Annotated in this window: 14 protein-coding genes and 1 pseudogene; 9 read left to right on the top strand and 6 right to left on the bottom strand. The window is 72.8% G+C overall.

Annotated elements, in window-relative coordinates; genetic code table 11:
* Position 1: 1 nt before the first annotated feature.
* From ACIQHQ_RS09550 to ACIQHQ_RS09540, 3 genes are all read left to right on the top strand, one after another.
* Positions 2-2,401: a xanthine dehydrogenase family protein molybdopterin-binding subunit gene (locus ACIQHQ_RS09550; RefSeq protein ID WP_402611193.1), complete on the top strand. Its 2,400-nt coding sequence runs from the start codon at positions 2-4 to the stop codon at positions 2,399-2,401.
* A gap of 110 nt (positions 2,402-2,511) precedes the next feature.
* Entirely contained in the window at positions 2,512-3,969 is a 1,458-nt protein-coding gene (locus ACIQHQ_RS09545) for an NCS2 family permease (RefSeq protein ID WP_402611191.1), read from the top strand.
* 37 nt (positions 3,970-4,006) lie between these two features.
* Positions 4,007-5,158, top strand: coding sequence for an XdhC family protein (locus ACIQHQ_RS09540; RefSeq protein WP_402611190.1), 1,152 nt, complete (start codon positions 4,007-4,009; stop codon positions 5,156-5,158).
* Between the two features lie 49 nt (positions 5,159-5,207).
* On the opposite strand, the gene ACIQHQ_RS09535 is transcribed toward ACIQHQ_RS09540, so the two are convergent.
* Both ACIQHQ_RS09535 and ACIQHQ_RS09530 read right to left on the bottom strand, forming a co-directional pair.
* A complete protein-coding gene (locus tag ACIQHQ_RS09535) occupies positions 5,208-5,648 on the bottom strand; it encodes an SRPBCC family protein (protein ID WP_402611188.1) in 441 nt (146 codons plus the stop codon).
* A gap of 50 nt (positions 5,649-5,698) precedes the next feature.
* Positions 5,699-5,887 (bottom strand): hypothetical protein, encoded by a 189-nt coding sequence (locus tag ACIQHQ_RS09530; RefSeq protein ID WP_402611186.1) that lies wholly within the window; start codon positions 5,885-5,887, stop codon positions 5,699-5,701.
* 146 nt (positions 5,888-6,033) lie between these two features.
* Here ACIQHQ_RS09530 and ACIQHQ_RS09525 point away from each other — a divergent pair, with 146 nt between their 5' ends.
* From ACIQHQ_RS09525 to ACIQHQ_RS09515, 3 genes are all read left to right on the top strand, one after another.
* Positions 6,034-6,324, top strand: a complete 291-nt coding sequence (locus ACIQHQ_RS09525; RefSeq protein ID WP_402611185.1) for a hypothetical protein — start codon at positions 6,034-6,036, stop codon at positions 6,322-6,324.
* Positions 6,321-6,920: a D-glycero-alpha-D-manno-heptose-1,7-bisphosphate 7-phosphatase gene (locus ACIQHQ_RS09520; protein WP_402611184.1), complete on the top strand. Its 600-nt coding sequence runs from the start codon at positions 6,321-6,323 to the stop codon at positions 6,918-6,920. The genes ACIQHQ_RS09525 and ACIQHQ_RS09520 overlap by 4 nt, the downstream gene beginning before the upstream one ends.
* 118 nt (positions 6,921-7,038) lie before the next feature.
* Positions 7,039-8,016, top strand: a complete 978-nt coding sequence (locus ACIQHQ_RS09515) for a glycosyltransferase family 9 protein (protein ID WP_402611183.1) — start codon at positions 7,039-7,041, stop codon at positions 8,014-8,016.
* Between the two features lie 14 nt (positions 8,017-8,030).
* Here ACIQHQ_RS09515 and ACIQHQ_RS09510 read toward each other — a convergent pair whose 3' ends face one another.
* From ACIQHQ_RS09510 to ACIQHQ_RS09500, 3 genes and pseudogenes are all read right to left on the bottom strand, one after another.
* Entirely contained in the window at positions 8,031-8,351 is a 321-nt protein-coding gene (locus ACIQHQ_RS09510) for a DUF3040 domain-containing protein (protein ID WP_402611182.1), read from the bottom strand.
* Between the two features lie 105 nt (positions 8,352-8,456).
* Positions 8,457-9,383 carry a polysaccharide pyruvyl transferase family protein gene (locus ACIQHQ_RS09505; RefSeq protein WP_402611181.1) on the bottom strand — a complete coding sequence of 309 codons (927 nt, stop codon included), beginning with the start codon at positions 9,381-9,383 and terminating at the stop codon, positions 8,457-8,459.
* Positions 9,384-9,438: 55 nt separating this feature from the next.
* Positions 9,439-9,651, bottom strand: a pseudogene (locus ACIQHQ_RS09500) (AbfB domain-containing protein); the annotation flags it as partial.
* 144 nt (positions 9,652-9,795) lie between these two features.
* Here ACIQHQ_RS09500 and ACIQHQ_RS09495 point away from each other — a divergent pair.
* Positions 9,796-10,638: a helix-turn-helix domain-containing protein gene (locus tag ACIQHQ_RS09495; protein ID WP_402611179.1), complete on the top strand. Its 843-nt coding sequence runs from the start codon at positions 9,796-9,798 to the stop codon at positions 10,636-10,638.
* Positions 10,639-10,702: 64 nt separating this feature from the next.
* Entirely contained in the window at positions 10,703-11,158 is a 456-nt protein-coding gene (locus tag ACIQHQ_RS09490; RefSeq protein ID WP_402611178.1) for a VOC family protein, read from the top strand.
* Between the two features lie 19 nt (positions 11,159-11,177).
* Here ACIQHQ_RS09490 and ACIQHQ_RS09485 read toward each other — a convergent pair whose 3' ends face one another.
* Positions 11,178-12,707, bottom strand: a complete 1,530-nt coding sequence (locus tag ACIQHQ_RS09485) for an MFS transporter (RefSeq protein ID WP_402611629.1) — start codon at positions 12,705-12,707, stop codon at positions 11,178-11,180.
* Positions 12,708-13,007: 300 nt separating this feature from the next.
* On the opposite strand from ACIQHQ_RS09485, the gene ACIQHQ_RS09480 reads away from it, so the two are divergent.
* Positions 13,008-14,561 (top strand): Re/Si-specific NAD(P)(+) transhydrogenase subunit alpha, encoded by a 1,554-nt coding sequence (locus tag ACIQHQ_RS09480; RefSeq protein ID WP_402611177.1) that lies wholly within the window; start codon positions 13,008-13,010, stop codon positions 14,559-14,561.
* The last annotated feature ends 6 nt before the right edge of the window (positions 14,562-14,567 follow it).

Raw genomic sequence — 14,567 nt, 5'->3', positions numbered from 1 at the left:
CATGGCTTCCCCCAGCGGAACCCCCACGAAGATCACCCAGGGATCGCGGACCAAGGGCGGCATCGGCGAGAGCACGCTGCGCCCCGACGGCACCCTCAAGGTCACCGGCGAGTTCGCGTACTCGTCCGACATGTGGCACGAGGACATGCTGTGGGGGCAGATCCTGCGCTCCACCGTCGCGCACGCCGAGATCGTGTCCATCGACACCGGCGAGGCCCTCGCCACGCCCGGCGTGTACGCCGTCCTGACCTACGACGACCTGCCCACCGACGTGAAGAACTACGGGCTGGAGATCCAGGACACCCCGGTCCTCGCTCACGGCAAGGTCCGCCACCACGGCGAGCCGGTCGCCCTGGTCGCCGCCGACCACCCGGAGACCGCGCGCCGCGCCGCCGCGAAGATCAAGGTGGACTACCGCGAGCTGCCCGTCATCACCGACGAGGCCTCCGCCACCGCCCCGGACGCGATCCTCATCCACGACAACCGCGACGACCACCACGCCGGCCACGTCCCGCACCCCAACATCGTGCACCGCCAGCCGATCATCCGCGGTGACGTCGCGGCGGCGCGCGAGCGGGCCGACGTGATCGTCACGGGCGAGTACACCTTCGGCATGCAGGACCAGGCCTTCCTCGGCCCCGAGTCCGGCCTCGCCGTGCCCGAGGAGGACGGCGGCGTCCACCTCTACATCGCCACCCAGTGGCTGCACAGCGACCTGCGCCAGATGGCGCCCGTGCTCGGACTGCCCGAGGACAAGGTGCGGATGACGCTGGCCGGCGTCGGCGGCGCGTTCGGCGGCCGCGAGGACCTGTCGATGCAGATCCACGCCTGCCTGCTGGCCCTGCGCACCGGCAAGCCCGTCAAGATCGTCTACAACCGGTTCGAGTCCTTCTTCGGGCACGTCCACCGCCACCCCGCGAAGCTCCACTACGAGCACGGGACCACCAAGGACGGCAAGCTCACCCACATGAAGTGCCGGATCGTCCTGGACGGCGGCGCCTACGCCTCCGCCTCCCCGGCCGTCGTCGGCAACGCCTCCTCCCTGTCCGTCGGCCCGTACGTGGTCGAGGACGTGGACATCGAGGCCATCGCCCTCTACACCAACAACCCGCCCTGCGGCGCGATGCGCGGCTTCGGCGCGGTCCAGGCGTGCTTCGCCTACGAGGCGCAGATGGACAAGCTCGCCGCGAAGCTCGGCATGGACCCGGTGGAGTTCCGCCGGCTCAACGCCATGGAGCAGGGCACGCTCCTGCCGACGGGGCAGCCCGTCGACTCCCCGGCCCCGGTCGCCGAACTCCTGCGCCGCGTCAAGGCGATGCCGATGCCGCCGGAGCGCCAGTGGGAGTCCAGCGAGGGCGCCGACGTGCGGCAGCTGCCGGGCGGCCTGTCCAACACCACGCACGGCGAGGGCGTCGTACGCGGGGTCGGCTACGCGGTCGGCATCAAGAACGTGGGCTTCTCCGAGGGATTCGACGACTACTCCACCGCCAAGGTCCGTCTGGAGGTCGTCGCCGGTGAGCCCGTCGCCACCGTGCACACCGCCATGGCGGAGGTCGGCCAGGGCGGCGTCACCGTCCACGCGCAGATCGCCCGTACCGAACTGGGCGTCACGCAGGTGACCATCCACCCGGCCGACACCAAGGTGGGCAGCGCCGGTTCGACGTCGGCATCGCGGCAGACGTACGTCACCGGCGGCGCGGTGAAGAACTCCTGCGAACTGGTCCGCGAGAAGGTCCTCCAGATGGGGCGCCGCAAGTTCGGCTCCCACCACCCGGCCTGGGCGACGGCCGAGCTGCTCCTGGAGGGCGGCAAGGTCGTCACCGACGGCGGCGAGGTCCTCGGCGACCTGGCCGACGTCCTGGAGGACGAGGCCGTCGAGGTCGAGGCGGAGTGGCGGCACCGGCCGACCGAGCCTTTCGACCTGCGCACCGGCCAGGGCAACGGGCACGTGCAGTACTCCTTCGCCGCGCACCGTGCCGTCGTCGAGGTCGACACCGAGCTCGGCCTGGTCAAGGTCATCGAACTGGCCTGTGCCCAGGACGTCGGCAAGGCGCTCAACCCGCTGTCGGTGCTCGGCCAGATCCAGGGCGGCACCACGCAGGGCCTGGGCGTGGCGGTCATGGAGGAGATCGTCGTCGACCCGAAGACGGCGAAGGTCAAGAACCCCTCCTTCACCGACTACCTGATCCCGACCATCCTCGACACGCCGACCATCCCGGTCGACGTCCTCGAACTCGCCGACGAGCACGCCCCGTACGGGCTGCGCGGCATCGGCGAGGCACCCACCCTGTCGTCGACCCCGGCCGTGCTCGCGGCCATCCGCGACGCGACCGGGCTCAAGCTGAACCGGACTCCGGTGAGGCCCGAGCACCTGACGGGTACGCAGCTCTCCGAGAGCTGAGCAGTCACGTTCTCCCGGGGGGCGCCGCCCCCCGGGTCTCCAGTTCGTCTCGGGCCGTCCCCCGGGTCGTGAACATCCCAACCCCCTTTGAAACTTGGGAGACGGCACCCATGACCCAGCAATCACTGGAGCCGAGGGCCACAGCCGAAGACGCGGGTGAAGGCACCCGCGTCCCGGCCGGACGGTCCTGGCTCGACCGGTACTTCCACATATCCCACAGAGGGTCCACGGTCGCCCGTGAAGTGCGCGGCGGTATCACGACCTTCATGGCGATGGCGTACATCCTCCTGCTCAACCCCCTGATCCTGTCCGGCAAGGACGCGGCCGGGGCCACCCTCGCCCAGCCGGCCCTGATCACCGCGACCGCGTTCGCGGCGGCCTTCACCACCCTGCTGATGGGCTTCGCCGGCAAGGTGCCCCTGGCCCTCGCCGCCGGCCTGTCCGTCTCCGGGGTCCTCGCCTCCCAGGTCGCACCCGAGATGACCTGGCCGCAGGCGATGGGCATGTGCGTGATGTACGGCGTGATCATCATGCTGCTGGTCGTCACCGGCCTGCGTGAGATGATCATGAACGCGATCCCGCTCGCCCTCAAGCACGGCATCACCATGGGCATCGGCCTGTTCATCGCCCTCATCGGTTTCTACAAGTCCGGCTTCGTGCACCAGGGCAAGGCCACGCCCCTCGCGCTCGGCCCGGCGGGCGAACTGGCCGGCTGGCCCGTCCTGCTCTTCGCCGGCACACTGCTGCTGATCTTCATGCTCCAGGCCCGGAACGTCCCGGGCGCCATCCTCATCGGCATCGTCAGCGGCACGGTCGTCGCCGCGATCCTCAACGCCGCCGGCGTCATCGACCCCAGGCAGTGGGCGGGCGGCGCACCCGAACTGCACGGCAGCGCCGTCTCCATGCCCGACTTCTCGCTCTTCGGGGACGTGGAGTTCGGCGGCTGGGGCGAGGTGGGCGCGATGACGGTCGGAATGATCGTCTTCACGCTGGTGCTCGCCGGGTTCTTCGACGCGATGGCCACCATCATCGGGGTCGGCACCGAGGCGAAGCTCGCCGACGACAAGGGCCGTATGCCGGGCCTGTCCAAGGCGCTGTTCATCGACGGGGCCGGCGGCGCGATCGGAGGCGTGTCGGGCGGTTCCGGGCAGACGGTGTTCATCGAGTCGGCGACGGGTGTCGGCGAGGGTGCCCGCACCGGTCTGGCCTCGGCGGTCACGGGCCTGTTCTTCGCGGCCTGCCTGTTCTTCACCCCGCTCACGGCGATCGTGCCGCAGGAGGTCGCGTCCGCCGCCCTCGTCGTCATCGGCGCCATGATGCTGATGAACGCCCGGCACGTGGACTGGGCCGACCGGGCCACCGCCGTCCCGGTGTTCCTCACGGTCGTGCTGATGCCGTTCACGTACACGATCACCACCGGTGTCGCCGCGGGTGTCATCTCCTACGTCGCCATCAAGGTCGCCCAGGGCAAGGCGCGCGAGATCGGCGCCTTCATGTGGATCCTCACGGCGGTGTTCCTCGTCTACTTCGCCCTCAACCCGATCGAGAGCCGGCTGGGCGTCCACTGAGGCCCCGTCCGCCGCGACCCCAAGGAGACCGAGACAGATGCTGGACATCGCCGAGGAGCTGAACCGGTGGGTCGAGCAGGGCCGTGACTTCGCCGTGGCCACCGTGGTGGCCGTCGGCGGCAGCGCGCCCCGCATGCCCGGCGCCGCGCTCGCGGTGGACACCGAGGGCACGGCGATCGGCTCGGTCTCCGGCGGCTGCGTGGAGGGCGCGGTCTACGAGCTGTGCGAGCAGGCGCTGCGGGACGGCGAAACCGTCCTGGAGCGCTTCGGATACAGCGACGACGACGCCTTCGCCGTGGGCCTGACCTGCGGCGGCGTCATCGACATCCTGATCACCCCGGTACGGGCCGGCGATCCGGTCCGCCCGGTGGTGGCGTCCGCGCTCACCGCCGCCGCCCGCGGGGAGGCGGCGGCGGTCGCGCGGATCGTGTCGGGTCCGCGCGAACTGACGGGCCGGGCCCTCGTGGTCCGCCCCGACGGCTCCTTCGACGGCGGTTTCGGCGCCCACCGGGAGCTGGACCGCACGGTCGCCGCCGAGGCGGGGGCCCTCCTGGACGCCGGCCGCACCGGCACCCTGGAGATCGGAGAGCAGGGCTCACGCTGCGGAGCACCTCTCACGGTCCTGGTCGAGTCATCCGTCCCCCCGCCCCGGATGATCGTCTTCGGGGCGATCGACTTCGCCTCCGCCCTGGTCCGCATGGGCAAGTTCCTCGGCTACCGCGTCACGGTGTGCGACGCGCGGCCCGTCTTCGCGACCCGGACACGCTTCCCGGAGGCCGACGAGATCGTCGTGGAGTGGCCCCACCGCTACCTGGAGCGCACGGACGTCGACGCGCGGACGGTCCTGTGCGTACTCACCCACGACGCCAAGTTCGACGTGCCCCTGCTGGAGCTGGCGCTGCGCCTGCCGGTGGCGTACGTCGGTGCCATGGGCTCCCGGCGCACCCACCTGGACCGCAACGCCCGGCTGCGGGAAGCGGGTGTCACCGAAATGGAGTTGAGCAGGCTGCACTCGCCGATCGGCCTGGATCTCGGGGCCCGCACCCCCGAGGAGACGGCCCTGTCGATCGCGTCGGAGATCGTCGCCGGCCGGCGAGGCGGCAGTGGCGTCTCCCTGACCGGGGCGCACACGCCGATCCACCACGAGCCGGAGTCGAAGAAGGTGGGGCGGATCGGCTCGGTGGCCTGAGGGCCCGCCGGGTGGCGCCGCTGCCGCCCCCGTCCCGGCGGCCGGTCCGTCAGGGCTGTCTGAGCAGGCGGTTCAGGGCCCGCCCGAACACGTACCGCGAGGAGCGCCGCACCACACCGTCGAAGAGCGACGGCAGGAACCGGATCCGGATCTCCTCCCGCCAGATCACCCGCGTACGGCCGCCCGGCCCGGGCCGCACCTCGAGTTCGGCCCATCCCAGCACCACCCGGCCCCGCTTCTCCAGCCGGCACATTCCCGCGGCCCCGCCCTCGGGCGGCTGCCACACCGTCACCTCCATCGGGTCGTCGAAGACCAGCGGCCCGGCGCCCGAGCGGGCCACGACGAGGGTGCCCTCGCGCGTCGGCCCGGGCGGCACCACCCGGATCACCGTCAGCGGCACCGCCCCACCGTGCCGCGGCCACCGTGTGATCCGCCGCCAGGCCTCGTCGAGGGGGAGCGGGACGGTGCGTTCGAGCAGGAAGTTCGCCACTCCCCGATCGTAGAGAACCCGTGGAGGGTTATCGGTACACCTTCCCCGGCTCAGTCGACGGCGCCGAAACGAGCCGGCTGCGTGTCCGTGGCCGGGCGGGCCCGGGCGGCACTGGGAGCCGTCGTGTCGGTCCCCGTGCGGCCGCTCAGGGCGAGGGTGAGGGCGGCGGTCGCCGCGAGCGTTCCCGCCGTACGGAACGCGATCCCCGCTTTCTTCGTCGCCCTGGTCGGAGAAGGCATGCCGGGGCTGTACATCGCGTGTATACGTGCGGTTTACAGTCGCCGAGCCGTACCCCGACGGCCCTGAGCCGGTGTTTGAGGGAGCCCTACCGCGGCACCCGCCAGCACCGTGGTCCGTGCACACCGTCGGAGGGAGGCCCGCCCGCATGACCTCGTACGCCGTCGTGATCCCCACCCTCGTGCCGGACACCCTCGCCGACTGTCTCGCCGCCGCGACCGGGCACGGACGGGCCGCGACGGCCTGCGCCCACGGCTGTGCGGCCGGCACCGCGGAGTTCGCCCGCGCCCGGATCGCCCCCGGCCCGCGCACCCGTCACGAGGCGACGACGATGCTCGCCACCAGCGTGTTCATCCCGCCCACCGCGACCCGGCACCGGCCGGCAGGTGCCGGGCGCCACCGTCACACCCCCGCCCGGCAGGAGGAGGCCACCCCGTGAGCCCGGTCAAGGCCGTGCTGTTCGACCGCGACGGCACACTCGTCGAGGACGTCCCCCACAACGCCGACCCCGATCGCGTACGCCCCGTGGAGGGCGCCCGCGAGGCGCTCGCCCTGCTGCGCGAGCACGGCATCCGCACCGGCGTCGTCACCGACCAGCCCGGCGTCGCCCGCGGGCTGATCACCGACGCCGACGTCCGCCGCGTCAACCACCGCGTCGACGAACTCCTCGGCCCCTTCGACGTGTTCGCCGTCTGCTCGCACGGCGGCGACGACGGCTGCGGCTGCCGCAGGCCCCAGCCCGGCATGCTGCTCTGGGCGGGCGGGCGGATCTGCACCGGGCCCGCCGAACTCGTCGTCGTCGGCGCCACCGCCACCGACACGGAGGCCGCGCGCCGGGCGGGCGCCCACGGCATCCTCGTCCCGAACGGGCGCACCCGCCCCGAGGAGACCACGCGGGCCGACCATGTCGCGCCGGACCTGCTCACCGCCGTCCGCGCGGTGCTGGACGGACCGCCGAAGGGCCGCGTCCTCGTCGACGAACGCCCCATCCAGGAGGCGTTCACGGCCGGACGCGGACCCGACGGGCACCGGTGACGGCTCGGACACCCGAGGCCGCCGCCGCCCTCACTGACCCGGCCGCGGCGGTGCCGGGCGGCACCCGATGGGCGGGCCTGCGGCGGCGGACCCGGCCCGCACACGGCAGGCTGCTGTCATGACCCCGGACCGGACAGCGCGGCCCGCCCGCCCCCGCCTCCTCGTCCTGCGCGCCCTCGGACTCGGTGACCTCCTCGCCGGCGTCCCCGCGCTGCGCGCCCTGCGGCGCGCCCACCCGGGACACGAACTCGTGCTCGCGGCGCCCGCCGAACTCGCCCCGGTGGCGGCGGCGACCGGGGCCGTCGACCGGCTGCTGCCCGCCTCCGCCCCCGGCCGGGCCGTCCCGCGCACCCTCGACTGGACCGGCCCGCCCCCGGACATCGCCGTCGACCTGCACGGCAACGGCCCGCCCAGCCACCGCCTGCTCCTCGGCCTGCGCCCGCTGAAGCTGCTCGCCTTCGCCCATCCCGACCTGCCCGGGATCGACGGCCCGCCCTGGTACGCGGAGGAACACGAACGCGACCGCTGGTGCCGGCTGCTGCGGGCGTACGGCATCGAAGCCGACCCGGGCGATCTGCTCCTGCCCCACCCGCAGACCGCGTCCCCGGCGCCCGGCGCGGTGGTCCTGCACCCCGGCGCAGGGTCACCCGCGCGCTGCTGGCCCGTCGAGCGGTACGCGGCCGTCGCGGCCGGACTGCGCGCCCGGGGCCTGCGGGTCGTGGTGACCGGCGGCGCGGCCGAGGGCGACCTGGTGGCCCGGCTCGCCAAGGAGGCGCGCCTGCCCGACACCGACGTGTTCGGCGGCGGCCTCCCCTTCGACCGGCTGTCCGCCCTCGTGGCGGGCGCCCACATCCTGATCAGCGGCGACACCGGTGTCGCCCACCTCGCGGTCGCCTACGCCACGCGCTCGGTCACCCTGTTCGGGCCGGTCGCCCCCAACCGCTGGGGCCCGCCGTCCGATCCGCGTCACCGCGCCCTGTGGTACGGCCCGGAGGGCGACCCGCACGGCCGCCGGCCCGACCCGGCCCTCCTGCGCATCACCCCCTACGACGTCCTGCACGCCGTCGACGAGCTGCCCGGCGCCGCGCGACCGTAGGGGACGGGCCGCGTTCAGCTGCCGCACCACCGGCACATCAGCCGGAACGCGGCGAACAGCGTCACGGGCCACAGCGCGGCGAACGCCCAGATCACACCCGGTTCGGACGTGACGATCCCGGCCACCATCAGCCCGACCGACACCGCGAGCAAGGCCGCCACGGTCCAGCCACGGGGACGACAGGAGGCCAGGCGGGCCAGGAGGCGGGCGGGGTCGGGGCGGCGGCTCACTCGGTGGGTGCGCAACCTGCGGGCCAGGCGACGGTCGCGGCGCAGGGCCCGTTCCATCTCGTCGAGGATGCGCTGCTCGTTCTCGGGAAGTCGGCCGATGGACACGTTCTCTCCTTCCGGGCGGCCGGACCGTCTCTCCTCCCGGGGGGACGTGCGGCGGGGGAAGTACAGCGGGGGATGTGCAAGCGGGTGCCCCGTGGTGTCCTCGGGCTAACCGGGCACCGGCCGTGCCAGCGCCTCGACGAGCCGGTCCGCGCTGTCCGGCACGGTGCCCTCGCGGAACCCGTCGCGGATCTGCCGGGCGGTCACCCGGCCGCCGGTCAGGCACCAGTCCCACCAGCGGTCCAGCTGCCGCACGTCCAGCCGCTCGGCGGGCACCAGGGCGGGCCAGCCGCACGCACGGGCCTGCGCGGTCAGCTTGGCGCCGCCGGCGACCGGGTCGACGGCCAGCACCGGCGTGCCGACGCGCAGGGCGATCACCAGACCGTGCAGCCGGTCGGTGACGACGAGGTCCAGCCGGGCCAGCACGGACTGCAACTGCGCGGGCGTCGCGCTCAGATGCCAGTCGTGCGTGTCCAGCCGGGTCTCCAGCTCCAGCCGGCCGCAGTCCTTCCCGGCCAGCCAGCGCGTCACCTCCTCGGCGACCTGCCCGTGCCGCCGCAGATGCCCGTACTCGGGCTGCCCGTGGGCGAGGATCACTCCGACGACGGGCCGTGCCGGTACGTCCGGGGCGCGCGCCGCGAGGTCCTCCACCGGCTCACTGTCCGGTCCGTCCCGGGGCAGCACCCGGTGGAAGCCGGTCACGGCCGCGCTGGCGGGGTCGATCACCGAGGTGCCGACGGCGATCCGCACGCAGTGCGCGAACCGCCGGTGCAGCTCCTCGATCTGCGGCCCGTGAAGCGGGCCGCACACGAACACCAGATGGGTGTAGTCCTCGGGCCACAGCTGGTCCAGATGCAGCGCCTCCGGACGGAAGCGGGGACTCCAGGCCACGTCGTAGGCCATGCCCGTGCCCCGCAGCACGTCCTCCACCCGGCGCAGGGCCAGCACGTCCCCGGCGGTCGCCTCCCGGTCCCGGAAGCTGAACCACCCGGTGAGCAGCACCCTGCGCGGTCGCTTGCGCTCTTGTGTGTGCACATGCCCTGAGTGCCCGTCCCTCAGGAGGGCAATCAGGGCATTACGCCCACATGTCTCATCGTTGCTGGGTGTAGAAGGTGGCGTCCGCCCGGTCGGTGGCCGTGCTCACCTCCTGTACGTTCAGCAGGTACTCCCAGTGGCGGACGTATCGCCCCGGGTGGTTGTACGACTCGTACCCGCCGGCGGGGTCCGCGAGTCCGGCGCGCTGGTGGAAGGACGCGTCGGACGCGAACCCGGCGCTGCCGTCGTACTTCTCCAGCCACACCTCGAAGCACATGGCTCCTACCCCCGGCAACGGTTCGGACCGTCATGGTCCGGCAGACGTCGACAGCAGACCCTCGCGCTGCTGTTCTTCGAACCCGGAACCGTCAGCGCCCGGGCCGGCGCGCTCCCACGGCCGTAGGCTGGACGCATGTCCCGTTCGGCTGCGGAGCCGCCCGTCGCGCTCACGGTCCGGCCCTCGGCGCCCGCGCTCGTGCCGCTGATCGCTGCGATGGGCTGTACCGAGGGACGGTTCGCGCACTCCGCCGAGCTGGCCCTGCCGACCGGCGGGGCGCAACTGCTGGTGAACCTCGATGAGGACGCCCTGTCCTCGTCCCCGTCGAGGGGCGCGGACCGGCGTACCGGGGGCGCTGCCCTGCACGGGCCGTCCGCGCAGCCGGCCGTGATCGACCCGGCGCAGCAACGGGCCGTCCTGTGGGTGGCCTTCCGGCCCGCGGGCGCACGGCCCTTCCTCAGCGCCCCGGTCTCGGAGATCCGCGACGAGCTCGCCGACCTCGGTGAACTGTGGGGCACGGACGGTGCGGTGCTGCGCGAGCGGCTGCTCGACGCCGTGGCCGCCGGTGGCCCGCGAACCGGACTGAAGGTGCTGGAGACGGCCCTTCTGGGCCGGGCGGTACGCTCGCCGGAGCCCGACCCGGCGGTCCGTCACGCCGCTGCCCTGCTCGATCGCGGCACATCCGTGCGCGAGGTCGCCGACCGGCTCGGCTGGACCACCGGACGGCTGGCCCGCACCTGCGCCGAACACCTGGGCCTGACGCCCAAGCGATATGCGCGGATCCGGCGCTTCCAGCGGCTGCTGGGCCGCGTGAACGCCGGACACGGCGCCCCGGACTGGGCGGTCCTCGCAGCGGACTGCGGCTACCACGACCAGGCGCATCTGATCCACGAGTTCCGCGCCTTCGCCGGCATCACCCCCACCGCGTACGCACCGCGCTCGCCGCACGAACGCAACCACGTTCCGCTCGACGGTTGACGTACTGCGCCCGGCCGGCGGTTTTCTACAATCCACACCGCCCGGCACCCCCGATCGTGGGGGCATGACGAACACCACCGGCACACCCGCCGTCACCCGCCTCTACGCACGGCTCGTGGTCTCCGACGCGGCCCGGGCGATCGACTTCTACCAGGAAGCGCTCGGCGCCGAGGAGACCGAGCGCTACACCGCCCGCGACGGGAGGATCGTGCACGCGATGCTGCGTCTCGGCGGCACGGAGATCGCGGTCAAGGACGAGGACGACGGTGACCCGGCTCCCCCGTCCCTCGGCGGCAGCCCGGTGATCATGGCACTCGACGTGTCCGACGCGGACGCCGTCGCCGAAGCCATGCTGCGATGCGGCGCGACGGTGGTGTACCCCGTCGCCGACCAGCACTACGGGCAGCGCGGGGGCCGCCTCGCCGACCCGTTCGGGCATCTCTGGATGATCTCCCGGACCATCGAGGACCTGACGCCGGAGCAGATCCAGGAACGTACGACGGGCCTGTTCACGTCCTGAAGCGCAGGTGGGGCTCCGGTCAGTGCGTCCGCACGACCGGTTCCTCCGTCGAGGAGGTGTCGGCCGCCTTGCCGCCCGGGTGCCGCAGGGCGCACAGGAAACCGATGCCCAGGGCGATGGCCATGCCGTAGAACACCCACTGGTTGGCCTCGGCGAAGTCCATGCGGATCGCGGACATCGACTCCCGGGTCGCCTCGGCCGCTGGGCCGGTACCGGTGGGCGGCCGGGAATCGCCGCTGCCGGTGATCGACTCGGTGACGTCGCGGGCCACGGTGTTCGCGTCGGCGGCGGACATGCCCCGGGAGGTCAGGGTGCCCACCACGTTGTCGGTCGTGACATGGGTCAGGATCGTTCCGTAGACGGCCAGGCCCACGCTCGCCGCGTAGTTGCGCACGGTCTGGGTGATGCCGGTGACCTCGCCGTACGAGGCGCCGATGGCCCGGTTGACGGCGTCCGTGGAGGCCGGCGCCAGGACGAAGCCGATACCGGCCCCGGCGAGGGCGGCATACGGCCACTGGTCGTGCATGGACAGGTCGGTGAGCTTGCCCGCCCACAGGGCGAAACCGACACAGCCCACGGCCGTGCCCAGCTTCAGGGCCGGACGCGCGCCCTTCTTGTCGAGGATCCGGCCGCCCCACTGCGAAGCGATGGCGAAACCGACGAAGAAGTACAGCAGGAACAGGGCCGCCTGGTTCGGCGAGGCGCTCAGGGACACCTGGGCGTACACGGACGTGAAGAAGAACAGCGGGACGAAGGCGAGCATCGAGAAGAACAGCACCGCCGCGTCCACGGTGAAGGCCTTGTCCCGGAAGACCCGCAGGTCGATCAGCGGATGCTCCACCCGCCGCTCGAAGCGGACGAAACCGGCGAGGATCGCGAGGCCGCCCGCGATGCACACCCAGGTCGCCCAGCTGTCCCATCCCCAGGACCAGGCCTGCTGGAACCCGAGGACGCTCAGGCCCATGCCGGCCGCGATCAGGACGGCGCCCGGGACGTCCAGGGTGCCGGACCGCCGCCGGTCGGGGATGTGCGCCAGGGCCGTGAGGACCAGCGCCACGATCGCCACGGGCACGTTCACCCAGAACACGGCGCGCCACGTCCAGTTGGTCAGCCAGCCGCCCAGCAGCGGGCCGATGGCGGTCAGCGCGCCGGTGACCCCGAAGAACAGGGCGAGGGCGCGGCCCCGCCGCTCGACCGGGAACACCGCCACCACCACGGCCAGGGCCGCCGGGAAGAGCAGAGCCGCCCCGAGCCCCTGCGTGCCGCGGAAGACGATCAGCCAGGTCTGCGCGGCGCCGCCCTCGGGGACACAGCCGCACAGCACCGACGACACGACGAACACCAGCGTGCCGATCACGACGATCCGGCGCGGCCCGTAGAGGTCCGCGAGCCGGCCGCCCAGGGCGAAGAACGCGGCGAGGGCCAGCAGGTAGGCGTTGACCACCCACTGCATCCCGGAGGACGACAGACCCAGTTCGCGGACGATGTCCGGGGCCGCGATCGACACGATGGTCTGGTCGATGAAGGTCATGGCGACGGCGAACATCATCGCCGCCAGCGCGACGGACCGCTGCGGTGCGGATCGGGAGGGGGTCGCGGCCTCGCCGCGCCCCGGGCGCGTGCTGCTCACGCCATCAGTCTGCGCCCGGCCCTGTCGTGTCGCATCACAGGACTCTTCCGTCCCGGGCGGCACAGTGATACCCCCCGAACGCGTCCCCCGGCAACCCCTCGGCGGTGTGAGGACGACCTCCTCGGCCATGTGACCACGGCCCGCCACGGATGCCGCGTCGAACGTGCAGGATGCGGGCACCAAGGAGGACAGGCAGTCGAACGACGGGAGAGGCAGACGATGGTCCCAGCGGAACCGCAACCCCAGGGGATCGGCGTACCGGCCGAATCCACTGCGGGCGAGACCAGGGTGGCGGCGACGCCGGCCACCGTGGGGAGACTCGTCGCGCTCGGGTACGACGTGACGGTCGAACCGGGAGCGGGAGCCTCGTCCCGCTTCTCCGACGCGGCCTACGAGGAGGCGGGAGCCCGGCTCGGCGACCCGTGGCAGGCGGAGATCGTGCTGAAGGTCAACGCCCCCTCCGGCGAGGAGATCGGCCGGCTGCGCGACGGGGCGACGCTGATCGCGCTGATCAGCCCCGCCCTCAACCCGGAACTGGTCGAGGAACTGGCGAGCCGTCCGATCACCGTGCTCGCCATGGACGCCGTCCCGCGCATCTCGCGCGCCCAGTCCCTGGACGTCCTCAGCTCGATGGCGAACATCGCCGGCTACCGGGCCGTGGTCGAGGCCGCGCACGCCTTCGGCCGCTTCTTCACCGGCCAGGTGACCGCCGCCGGCAAGGTGCCGCCCGCCAAGGTGCTCGTGGCCGGGGCCGGGGTGGCGGGGCTCGCGGCGATCGGTGCGGCCCGAAGCCTCGGTGCGGTGGTCCGCGCCACCGACCCCCGGCCCGAGGTCGCCGAGCAGGTGCGCTCCCTGGGCGGGGAGTTCCTCGAGGTGGGCCTCCGGCAGGAGGTGAGCACCGACGGCTACGCCAAGGCCACCTCCGACGACTACAACCGGCTCGCCGCGCAGCTGTACGCCGAGCAGGCCGCCGACGTCGACATCATCATCACCACCGCGCTCATCCCGGGCCGTCCGGCACCGCGGCTGATCACCGCCGAGGACGTCGCGCGCATGAAGCCGGGCAGCGTGATCGTCGACATGGCGGCCGCCCAGGGCGGCAACGTCGAGGGCACGGTCACCGGGAAGGCCGTCGTCACCGACAACGACGTGACGATCATCGGCTACACCGACCTGCCCGGCCGGCTGCCCGCCCAGGCCTCGCAGCTGTACGGCACGAACATCGTCAACCTGTTGAAGCTGCTCACACCCGGCAAGGACGGCCGGCTCGTCCTCGACTTCGACGACGTGGTGCAGCGCTCGATGACCGTGGTCCGCGAGGGCGAGAAGACCTGGCCGCCGCCCCCGGTCCAGGTGTCGGCCGCGCCCGCCGCCACACCGGCCCCGGAAGCAGCGGCCCCGTCCGAGGCGCCGGCGAAGCCGTCCCGCCCGGCCTGGTCCTCGTACGCCCTCGTCGCCGCCGGAGCGCTCGCACTGTTCCTGGTGACGGCCTTCTCACCGAGCGAACTCCTCGGCCACTTCACGGTGTTCGTCCTGGCGATCGTCATCGGCTTCTACGTCATCGGCAATGTGCACCACGCGCTGCACACCCCGCTGATGTCGGTCACCAACGCCATCTCCGGCATCGTCGTGGTCGGAGCGCTGCTGCAGATCGGACACGGCGACACCGCCGTCACCGTGCTGTCGTTCGCCGCGATCCTGCTGGCGAGCATCAACATCTTCGGCGGATTCGCCGTCACCCGCCGCATGCTCGGCATGTTCTCGAAGGGCTGATCAGGG

This window comes from Streptomyces sp. NPDC092370, from assembly GCF_044755265.1.
GTDB lineage: Bacteria > Actinomycetota > Actinomycetes > Streptomycetales > Streptomycetaceae > Streptomyces.
The sequence above is the reverse complement of the archived record's forward strand: the minus strand, read 5'-3'. Positions and strand labels throughout refer to the sequence as shown.

What these genes read in the sequence shown, in the direction of transcription:
- ACIQHQ_RS09525 (WP_402611185.1), top strand. Translation starts at nt 6,034, where the DNA reads ATGACCTCGTACGCCGTCGTGATCCCCACCCTCGTGCCGGACACCCTC.
- ACIQHQ_RS09530 (WP_402611186.1), bottom strand. Translation starts at nt 5,887, where the DNA reads ATGCCTTCTCCGACCAGGGCGACGAAGAAAGCGGGGATCGCGTTCCGT.
- ACIQHQ_RS09490 (WP_402611178.1), top strand. Translation starts at nt 10,703, where the DNA reads ATGACGAACACCACCGGCACACCCGCCGTCACCCGCCTCTACGCACGG.
- ACIQHQ_RS09495 (WP_402611179.1), top strand. Translation starts at nt 9,796, where the DNA reads ATGTCCCGTTCGGCTGCGGAGCCGCCCGTCGCGCTCACGGTCCGGCCC.
- ACIQHQ_RS09515 (WP_402611183.1), top strand. Translation starts at nt 7,039, where the DNA reads ATGACCCCGGACCGGACAGCGCGGCCCGCCCGCCCCCGCCTCCTCGTC.
- ACIQHQ_RS09545 (WP_402611191.1), top strand. Translation starts at nt 2,512, where the DNA reads ATGACCCAGCAATCACTGGAGCCGAGGGCCACAGCCGAAGACGCGGGT.
- ACIQHQ_RS09485 (WP_402611629.1), bottom strand. Translation starts at nt 12,707, where the DNA reads ATGATGTTCGCCGTCGCCATGACCTTCATCGACCAGACCATCGTGTCG.
- ACIQHQ_RS09480 (WP_402611177.1), top strand. Translation starts at nt 13,008, where the DNA reads ATGGTCCCAGCGGAACCGCAACCCCAGGGGATCGGCGTACCGGCCGAA.
- ACIQHQ_RS09540 (WP_402611190.1), top strand. Translation starts at nt 4,007, where the DNA reads ATGCTGGACATCGCCGAGGAGCTGAACCGGTGGGTCGAGCAGGGCCGT.
- ACIQHQ_RS09550 (WP_402611193.1), top strand. Translation starts at nt 2, where the DNA reads ATGGCTTCCCCCAGCGGAACCCCCACGAAGATCACCCAGGGATCGCGG.